The 8,410-nt window shown below is 66.2% G+C and carries 3 protein-coding genes; 1 reads left to right on the forward strand and 2 read right to left on the reverse strand.

Translation table 11 applies throughout. The features are described 5' to 3' along the window. Window positions 1-225: 225 nt before the first annotated feature. Window positions 226-3,783: a DNA polymerase III subunit alpha gene (gene dnaE, locus U9978_RS08475; RefSeq protein WP_322760513.1), complete on the forward strand. Its 3,558-nt coding sequence runs from the start codon at window positions 226-228 to the stop codon at window positions 3,781-3,783. An 837-nt stretch (window positions 3,784-4,620) separates the two neighbouring features. Here the strand turns inward: dnaE and U9978_RS08480 are convergent. Further along, window positions 4,621-5,919, reverse strand: coding sequence for a DEAD/DEAH box helicase (locus U9978_RS08480; RefSeq protein ID WP_322760514.1), 1,299 nt, complete (start codon window positions 5,917-5,919; stop codon window positions 4,621-4,623). A gap of 745 nt (window positions 5,920-6,664) precedes the next feature. Further along, window positions 6,665-7,933 (reverse strand): DUF445 domain-containing protein, encoded by a 1,269-nt coding sequence (locus tag U9978_RS08485; protein ID WP_322760515.1) that lies wholly within the window; start codon window positions 7,931-7,933, stop codon window positions 6,665-6,667. Between the last annotated feature and the right edge of the window lie 477 nt (window positions 7,934-8,410).

Consider the following 8,410-nt stretch of genomic DNA (forward strand, 5'->3'; position numbering starts at 1 on the left):
ATGCGGCGGGCCTCGACCGGGTCCACCTACGACAGGTCACGGATCGTCGGACGCTCGCCGTCGGTGACGGCCGCACCGCCGATGCCCCGGGCTGTGGGGACGGTCACCTTCCGCGAGTGTTCGGCGTCCCCGTACCGGTTGAGGCTGGTGCCACTGTGCCGCCCGCGAAGAGCGTCGGTCGGCGCCGCTAGAGTTCAGGGAAGGGTAGGGCAAGAAAGGGGACCGATGGCTAGCGATTCCTTCGTCCATCTGCATGTTCACACCGAGTACTCGATGTTGGACGGTGCGGCCAAGGTCAATTCTCTGTGTGCCGAGGCGGCTCGTCTCGGGATGCCCGCGGTCGGCATGACCGATCATGGTAATATGTTCGGTTCCTACGAGTTTCAGCAAGCCGCGAAGAAATCCGGTGTCAAACCGATCATCGGCATCGAGGCGTACATCGCGCCCGAATCGCGTTTCCACAAGAAGCCCATCTTCTGGGGCGAGGGTGGCCAGCGCAACGCCGACCCCGACGGGGAAGGCGGTGACGTTTCCGGCAGTGGTTCCTACACCCACATGACCATGCTCGCCGCCAATGCGACCGGCTTGCGGAACCTCTTTCGCCTCTCCAGTCTGGCGAGTCTCGACGGCTACTACCGCAAACCCCGGATGGATCGTGATCTGATCTCCGAGCACGCTGTCGGAATCATCGCGACAACGGGCTGCCCCTCCGGTGAGGTCCAGACCCGGCTGCGCCTGGGTCAGTTCGACAAGGCACTGGAAGCGGCTGCGACCTTTCAGGACATCTTCGGCGCGGAGAACTATTTCCTTGAGCTGATGGACCATGGCCTGGCCATCGAACGCAGCGTGCGCGACGGACTCCTGCGAATCGCCCGGGAGCTGGATCTGGCGCCGCTCGCGACGAATGACAGCCACTACGTCACCAAGGATCAGGCGGATTCGCACAGCGCGCTGCTGTGTGTCGGCACCGGCAAGACACTCGACGACCCCAAGCGTTTCAAGTTCGACGGAGACGGCTACTACCTCAAAAGCCCCGACGAGATGCGGGAGCTGTGGGACGGTCAGGTTTCCGGCGCCTGCGACAGTTCCTTGCTGATCGCCGAGCGGGTCGAACCGTATGACGACGTGTTCACATTTGTCGACCGAATGCCACACTTCCCCGTCCCCGCCGGGGAGGACCAGCTGTCGTGGTTGTACAAAGAGGTCGCCCGAGGAGTGGAGCACCGGTTCGGCGCCAACCCCTCGCAGGATGTCCGCGAGCGGATCGACTACGAACTCCGGATGATCGACCAGATGGGTTTTCCCGCCTACTTCCTGGTCGTCGCCGACATCTGCCGGGAGGCGCGCGACAAGGGCATCCGGGTGGGGCCGGGACGCGGCTCGGCCACCGGCTCGATGGTCGCCTACGTCCTCGGAATCACCGAGCTCGACCCGATCGAACACAAACTGATCTTCGAGCGGTTCCTGAACCCCGAACGGGTCACCCCTCCCGACGTCGACCTGGACTTCGACGAACGCCGTCGCGGCGACATGATCCGTTATGTGACGGAGAAATACGGTGAGGAGAAGGTCTGCCAGATCCTCACCTTCGGTACCATCAAGGCAAAGGCTGCGATCAAGGACTCGTGCCGCGTCCTGGGCTACCCCTACTCCCTTGGCGACCGCATCACCAAGGCGATGCCGCCGGACGTGTTCGGCAAGGGCATCCCCCTGTCGGGCATCACCGATCCCCAACACGAGCGGTACAGCGAGGCGGCGGAGGTTCGCGGCCTCTACGAAAGCGATCAGGATGTCCGAAAGGTCATCGACACGGCCCGCGGGTTGGAAGGGCTCACCCGTGGAACGGGCGTGCACGCCGCCGGGGTCATTCTCTGCTCCGAACCGTTGCTGAATGTTCTGCCGATCCACCGGCGCGACGCCGACGGTGCCATCATCACGGGCTTTCCGTTCCCGCAGTGCGAGGACATGGGCCTGCTGAAAATGGACTTCCTGGGCCTGCGGAATCTCACCGTCATCGACGACGCGATCCGCAACATCCGCCAGAACCGCGGAATCGACCTCGACCTCCAGACCCTTCCGCTGGCCGACGTCCCCACCTTCGAGCTGCTGGCCCGTGGTGACACACTCGGGGTGTTCCAGCTGGACGGTGGTCCTATGCGCAGTCTGCTGCGTCTCATGGCGCCGACCACGTTCGAGGACATCGCGGCCGTGCTGGCGCTGTACCGACCGGGACCCATGGCGGCGAACTCGCACATCGAATACGCCGACCGCAAGAACGGCCGCAAGCCCATCACGCCCATCCACCCGGAACTGCGGGACGCACTCGAAAGCATCCTCGGCGACACCTACCATCTCGTCGTCTACCAGGAGCACGTGCTCGCCATCGCCCGCGAGCTCGCCGGCTACAGCCTCGGCAAGGCCGACCTGCTGCGCCGCGCCATGGGGAAGAAAAAGAAGGAGATCCTGGACGCCAGCTATGCCGAGTTCATGGCGGGCATGGAAGAAAAAGGTTACTCGAAGGTGGCCGCGCAGGCGGTGTGGGACGTTCTGCTCCCGTTCTCCGGCTATGGATTCAACAAGTCGCACACCGCCGGCTACGGTGTCGTCTCCTTCTGGACCGCTTATCTGAAGGCCAACTATCCAGCCGAGTTCATGGCCGCCCTGCTCACCTCCGTCGGCGACGACAAGGACAAAATGGCGGTATATCTGGCGGAGTGCCGCAAGATGGGCATCCGCGTGCTGCCACCGGATGTCAACGAGTCATCCCTGTATTTCACCCCGGTCGGCGCCGACGTCCGTTTCGGCTTGGGCGCCATCCGGAACGTCGGGGCGCCGGTGGTCGACTCGATCAGGGCCACGCGGCAGAAGAAGGGCGCGTTCACCTCGTTCCCGGATTTCCTCGACAAGGTCGAGATCGGTGTCTGCAACAAACGCACCGTCGATTCCCTCATCAAGGCGGGCAGCTTCGATTCGCTCGGCCACACCCGCCGGGCGCTGGTGCGTGTCCACGAGGTCGCCATCGACGCCGTCGTCGGCCCTAAGCGGGCTGAGGCGTTCGGCCAGTATGGTCTGTTCGGAGATGGTGACGAGAACGAGGGCGAACCGGTGAAGATCGGTCTCAACCTCGATCTCAGTGCCACGGAGTGGCCGCGCCCGGAACTCCTGGCGCAGGAACGCGAGATGCTCGGCCTCTACGTTTCCAGCCATCCGCTGGAGGGCGCCGAAAAGATTTTGGAACGCAATCGGGACACCTCAATCGTTGATCTTCTTGACAGTGGCCGAAGCGAGGGTGCGGTCCGTATCGCGGGTGTGATCGCGAAGGTCGACCGGCGGGTCAACAAGACCAGCGGCAGCCTGTGGGCCATCATCACCCTTGAGGATCTCGATGCTGCCGTGGAGGTTCTCTTCTTCCCGAAGAGCTATGAAATCCACGGTACTGAGCTGGTACCCGACGCTGTCGTCTCGGTGCGGGGCCGGCTCAATGAGCGCGACGGCGCCATCAGTATCTTCGGGCAGGATCTCACCACGCTCGACGTGTCGAGTGTCAGTGCGGACTCGGAGCCGCCTGTCGTCCTCACGGTACCCACCCACAAGGTGACCCCGGACCTCGTCAGCAACCTCAAGCACATCCTGACCACCCATCCCGGCAGCACCCCCGTGCACCTGCGGCTGCAGAGCCCGCGGCGGACCTCCCTGCTCAAGCTCGGACCCGAGGTCGACACGACCGGAGCCTTCTGGGGAGACATCAAAAGCCTCCTTGGCGCAAAGGCCGTCGCATCGTGACCGCGAGCTGACGAGACGGCCCTCGCGCAGTCGTTCAGCCGCTGGATCCTCCAGCCACTGGATCAACTGACAGCCGACGGTAGCCAACGCGCGACCCGCCCGTGCTACGTCGGCCGGGTTTCGCTGGCGGCGTGACACACCGGACATCCATCGAATGGTCAACGCCATTGTGGATGAGCCGGCTGCGACCGTGCATGAACCTTCTCACCCGCGACCGCCTTATCGCCTCGGAGCCGGGCTCGATATGTTTTGTAGCCTGGTGTCCGCGGGATGCGGACACGCCCGTTGTGTCATTACACCGTGTCATTACTTTGTGTCACTGCGTTGTGTCATTGCGGATTGGTTATGCACGTCGTCGTTGTGTTGGAGGGGGCTTTGCCAGTGTCCGAGCAGGACGAATCGGTTCACCTGGAGTCAGGTGGGCCGTGGTCGGGTCAGTGGGTGGCGTCGGAGGGGGACGTCGACGGCCGGGTGGACAGCGCGCCCGAACCGTGGCAGATTCCACGTTCCGTCGCGAACCCGTTGCGCCTTCGCCTGGGCGTAGCACAGCAGTCGGTTCCGGCTGGAGTGTCGGGCAGGCTCTGAACAGGTCGGCCTGAGCACGCTATGGCTTGAGCACGCTATGGCTTGAGCACGCTATGCCGGAGGCCGCGGTACCGAACGAGTCGGTGCCGCGGCCTTCGATATTCTGCCTCAGATTATAGGAGCCAAAGGGCGTGCGAGAAGGGCCATGATCGCACGCCCTTTGGCCGGTTCCACGCTATTGGGGCCGCCGGGCGTGCGAGAGGAACCATGATCGCACGCCCTTTGGCCGGTTGGATCGTTTTTCTGGTCGGGTCAGCCCTGACCGGTTGTCGTCGTGGATGGCGGACCCTGGCGGCGCCCACCGCGGCGCTGCTGATCGGACCCGCGGCCGGATGCGGAACCACCGCGGGATGCCGATGCACCCCACTGCTTGTCCGCGCCGCGCCGTGAGCCGCCGGACGGCCGTCCCTGCATCGGAACCCGGGCCGCGACCGATTCGGTCGAGGCGGTCCGCTGCTGCGGCAGGATCCGGGGCGCGGGAGGCCCGGCGAGGCGCGTCACGACCTCGGCGTCCGCGTCGGCCGGTTCCGGCTGGGCGTCACTACCGGCGGCACGCAGCAACGCGCGTACGATGCCACGTTCCTCGGGTAGCGAGACCAGCACGTCGGCGCCGTGCGCGCCCGCTCGGGCAGTCCGTCCGCCGCGGTGCTGGTAGGTCTTGGGATCACTCGGGAGCCCTGCGTGCACCACGATGTCGACGCCGTCGACGTGGATGCCGCGAGCGGCCACGTCGGTGGCGACCAGTACCCGGTGCGCCCCGTCGGAGAACCCGGCGAGCGCCCGGGTCCGGGCGTTCTGCGCCATGCCGCCGTGCAGCGGCTGCGCCGGGACGCCTGAGCGGGTGAGCTGCTCGGCGAGCCGGTCCGCGCCCCGCTGGGTGCGCGCGAACACCAGGGTCCGCCCGGAACCACCGGCGAGCGCGGTGACCAGGCGGGTGTGGGCAGCCGGATCCGAGGCTTCGAGAGCGTGCCGCGACAGCGTCGAGACCTGAGCGGTTTCCGAGTCGATGGCGACGAGCACCGGTTCCGGCAGGTACTGGCGGACCAGCACCTCCACCTCGCGGTCGAGGGTCGCACTGAACAGCAGCCGCTGACCACCGGCCGGGGTCGCGTCCAGCAGCGCTCGCACGGCCGGGAGGAAGCCGAGGTCACACATGTAGTCGGCCTCGTCCAGCACCGTGATCGCGATCTCTTCCAGGGAGCAGGCACCGCGTTCGATCAGGTCGCCCAGGCGTCCAGGCGTGGCGACGACGATGTGCACTCCGCGCCGCAGTGAGCTGATCTGGCGGGAGATCGACGTCCCGCCGTACACCGCGCGTAGCCGAAGGCCCAGTGGCCGGGCGAGTGGGTCCAGCGCGTCGTGGACCTGCTGGGCGAGTTCCCGGGTCGGAACGAGGATCAGGCCGCGGGGGCGTCCTGGCGCGACGGCGCGGTTCTTCGACAGCTCCGCAAGCATCGGCAGGCCGAACCCGAGGGTCTTGCCCGATCCGGTGCTTGCCCGGCCGAGGACGTTCTCACCGGCGAGGACGTCGGGCAGGGTTGCGGCCTGCACCGCGAACGGGGCGGTGATCCCCTGTCGGGCAAGGGCGTTGACGAGGGCCGCCGGCAGGCCGGCGTCCGCGAAGGAGCTGACCGGTGGCCGTGGCTCGCGGGTCGGCAGCGTCGGGCGGGGCGGAGTCGCGGATCGGTTCGGGCCGTTCTGCTTGCCGCCCGGACGAGGGCCGCCGCGACCGCGGTAGGCGCCGCCGCCACCGTTGCCACCACCACCACCACCACGAGCGGGCCGGGGACGGCGGCGGGCAGGGGAGGGCTGAGTGTCACCGTGCTGAGACAGGGTTCATCCGTCCGTCGTGTCGAGGTCGCCGCGTGGATGCGTCGGCGATCATGTGGCAGCGGTCATGCGTCCAGCTCGGGCCGCGTCACCAGAGCATGATCAGATTAAACCCTCTCGGGTTTGCACCGACCTGCTGTCACACGGACCTCGGGCATGTGGTTCGAAAACCGCACACCATGGACGGCCTGTGGCCGCCAGCGCGTTCAGCGTACACCGATCACTGCCCCGGATGCCGCCTGGCATAGCCCGCCGCAGGTGAGACCTCGCGCACGCAGGGCCGGGGCCACCCTGGGATGCCGCTGAACAACGTCTGTCCGGCTCGCGTCCCTCCGCATCCCACCTGGCGTCGTTGTCGTCAGCCCGGATAGAACACCACTATCCGGGTCTCCTCCGCCTCGCCAGCCGGGCGCGGACGGCTCGCTCGCGGATCGAACGTCGTTATTCAGCGGCATCCTGGTCGCTTTCACAGCAGCAGGCCGGTCAGGAGATGGATGACCAGCCCGGCGAGCGCGCCGACCACTGTGCCGTTGATGCGGATGTACTGCAGGTCACGACCCACATGCAGTTCGACCTTGGCCGCGGTCTCGGTCGGTTCCCAGCGTGCGACCGTCTCGCTGATCACTCCTGTGATCTCGGATCGGTACCGGTTGACGATCCACGCCATGATGTCGGTCGCTGCGGCGTCGACGCCCGCGCCCAGCTGTGGTTCTGTGGTCAGTCGATGACCGAGCATCCGCAGTTCGTCGGCCATCCGCATCCGCAGGACACTGTCCGGATCGCCGGCAATATCCAATAGGATGGATTTGGTGGCATTCCACATGGTTGCGACCGCCAGGTCGACCTCTGGGTGGTTGCGGACGCGTTCCTTGAACTTCTCCACCCGCTCGGCAGTGCCCGGGTCGGTGCGCAGCTGTTCGGCGAAGCGGGTCAGAAAGTCGTCCAGTGCGCGGCGCAGTCGGTGGTTCGGATCCGCGCGGACCTCCGCGATGAACCGCAGCGCTTCGGCGTAGGCGCGCGCCGCGATCGCCTCGTCGACGAAGCGCGGTGACCACGACGGGGCCTGGTCGGTCACTATCTGTAGCATAATTTCTGGGTTGTTGCGCAGCCAGGTCTCCACCTGGACGGCAACCAGGTCGACCAGACGGTGGTGCAGCCCGCTGTCCACGATCCGGCTCAGCGCCGTGCCTGCGGCCGGGGCCCACGGGCGGTCCATGATCCGGGTCAGGATGGTCTTCTCGACCACTTCCACCATTACTTCGTCCCGAATGCCCGAGATCGCGACGACCAGCCGGGTGGACGCCTCCGCGGTGATCCGTTCGGCATGACCGGGTTCACCGAGCCAGGTCCCGATCCGCATGGCGACTCCCAGGCCCGCGATCTTGTCGCGGATCACCGGTTCGGCCAGGAAGTTCTCGGCGACGAAGCGTTCGAGGCTTCGCCCCAGGTCGTTCTTGCGGTTCGGGATGATCGCCGTATGCGGGATGGGCAGGCCCAGCGGCCGGCGGAACAGGGCGGTCACGGCGAACCAGTCGGCAAGGGCGCCCACCGCACCCGCTTCCGCGGCGGCCCGGACATAGGCGGCCCACGGTGGCCCACCGCTGGTCTCCCACCGCCAGAACACGACATAGATGATCACAACAAAGGCCAGCAGGCCGGTCGCGATCATCCGCATCCGCCGCAGCCCACGCTGCAGTTCGGCGTCGCCGGCCGCAGGTTCCGGTCGTGCGGGCATCATCCTCCACTCACGGGCTGTCACGTCGTACGTTGTCATGCCTTGTCGTGTGCTGTCGTGTGCTGTCGTCGTGTCGGTGCGCAGCGGCCGCACCCAATGCTCCGGTTACGAGCGCTCGTCGGTCGACACCCGACACCTCCGGTGCCTCCCTCCTCGCACCTCGCGATCTACGCACCTAGCGATCTACGCACCTAGCGATCTACGCACCTAGCGATCTACGCACCCCGGCCCCGTTCCTTCATCCACGCCCCTACTGCCAGGCGCTCTTAACGATGTGAATCTGATGCTCCTGTCACAACACCAGATTCACATCGTTCCCAAAGAGCATCCGGCAACAGGGGTGCGGTCCCGCGGGGCTGAGGCACACACCTCAGCTCCGCTCCTTGATCCACGTCCCTATTGTCGGGTGCTCTACGACCGTACGGCTGTGACGGTTCGAGACCCGGTTGCCGGTCATGCTCGTGACCGACCCGTCAG

The organism is Protofrankia sp. Cr2 (assembly GCF_963555885.1).
Classification (GTDB): domain Bacteria; phylum Actinomycetota; class Actinomycetes; order Frankiales; family Frankiaceae; genus Protofrankia.

Coding starts and splice junctions, on each gene's coding strand:
- U9978_RS08485 (WP_322760515.1), bottom strand. CDS start 7,933: ATGCCCGCACGACCGGAACCTGCGGCCGGCGACGCCGAACTGCAGCGT.
- dnaE (WP_322760513.1), top strand. CDS start 226: ATGGCTAGCGATTCCTTCGTCCATCTGCATGTTCACACCGAGTACTCG.